The following is a 1,727-nucleotide window of genomic DNA, read 5'->3' as shown; positions in this document are numbered from 1 at the left end:
ATACCTGCAGATGAACAATAAAAAACTTGCCGTATTTGCCCGCCTCCACGCGTTTGGCGATTTGGATGTCTTCAATATAGTAGTTCAAATGCTTGAGGATGGAGAGCGACCACAGTTTGAGTTAATGGCCGGCATTGGATGCGCGGTGGTGGATGTAGTCGAGGTGGTGGATGTAGTCGGGGTAGTGGATGTAGTCGGGGTAGTGGATGTAGTCGGGGTAGTGGATGTAGTCGGGGTAGTGGATGTAGTCGGGGTAGTGGATGTAGTCGGGGTAGTGGATGTAGTCGGGGTAGTGGATGAGCGTGCCGGCAATCAGCTGCCAAAGCTCAAGCCTGCGGCTGCGGCGTGGAATGGGCAGCAGATCTTGGGTAAGCCCCCAGCCTGCATAGAAAGGCAGGCCATAGCAGCTGACTTTTTTGCCGCGCAACAAGGCTTCAAAACCGGTCAGCGAAGTCATGGTATGTACTTCGTCTGCGTATTGGAGACAGGTCAGGATATCTGCTTGCTCGGCGGTTTGGTCGGCATATCGTGCCGTATCTTCAGGGGAAATATGGCCGATACGGTTATCGCTGACTACATCGGGATGCGGTTTGTAGATGATATAGGCATCGGGATTGCGTTCGCGTACGGTACGAAGCAGATCCAGATTGCGATAGATTCGGGGCGAACCGTAGCGGATAGACGCATCATCTTCAACCTGGCCGGGAACGAGGATCACGGTTTTGTCGGTTGATGGAGCGGTAAAGTCTGAGCTGTCGACGTTGTATTTGCTGATGTGGTTTTCGGTCAACATTTTTTGCAGCTTCAAGGCCGTCTGAAAGTCTTGATCGTCGAAGTTTTGGTTTTGCAGGATGTGTTCAAGACGGGACGGGATTTCGGCATTGAAATAAATGCCCATATCGTCGGTAACGAGCGACAGCGGCGGGACTAAATTAGAACCAAGCCCGACCGAGCGGATAAAGCCGTCTTCCATGCGCAGCAGGGGGATGTGGTGTTGTTCGGCAAAACGGACGATGGCCTCTTTACCGTTGCCCCAGGCAAGGATGCGTGCATCATCGGACAGTTTGACTCCGGCCAGTTTTTGGGTGGAGGAGATAAATTTCAGACGGCAAGAGGGTACGTTAAAGAATGGTTTGGCAACCGCGCGTTTCCACAAAGACATGCCGACACAATACAACTCGCCACGCAATTTGTCGTTTTTACGTTTGACCGTTGCCAGATAGTCGATGATATCAAAGAGGCTACCTGCTTCGCCGGTATTGGGGTTGAGGTAGCGGCTGTATTGCAGATAGGCCGCGGCGAAGAGCTGCAGCAAGTTGCGGGGGCGCGTCGTTGGGTTCGAACAAGGCTATCGATTTTAGGATGGCGGTCGTCGTTCACGCCCCATCCGGCATACCACGGCAGGCCGAAGGTGGTCAGCGGTTTGCCGCACAAAAGCGCCTCAAAACCCATTTGTGAGGTAACGCAATAAACCTTATCGACGTTTTGCAACAAAGAAATCGGATTGATGTCTTCTGCCAAAAGATGGACGCGGTGTTGCTGCGCCAGCCGGGTCAGATAGCCTTGTTTTTTGCCGCACAAAACATCGGGATGGGTTTTGACCCAGATATCGGCTTGCGGGTTTTCATTCAAGGCCGTCTGAAACATCAGTTCAAACGTAGAGGCGTCTGCGCCGCCATATTGGATGGCCATATCGCCGAAGGTTTGGTCGATGATGAGGACGGTTT

2 pseudogenes are annotated in these 1,727 nt (G+C 52.6%); both read right to left on the bottom strand.

What is annotated here, in order from left to right:
• Window positions 1–160, bottom strand: a pseudogene (locus ACTHUR_RS10875) (capsular polysaccharide export protein, LipB/KpsS family); the annotation flags it as partial.
• Between the two features lie 114 nt (window positions 161–274).
• A pseudogene (locus tag ACTHUR_RS10870) lies at window positions 275–1,727 on the bottom strand (capsular polysaccharide biosynthesis protein); the annotation flags it as partial.

This window comes from Neisseria sp. P0021.S007 (assembly GCF_051956855.1).
Note: the sequence above shows the minus strand (reverse complement) of the source record. Positions and strands in the feature narration are given on the sequence as shown.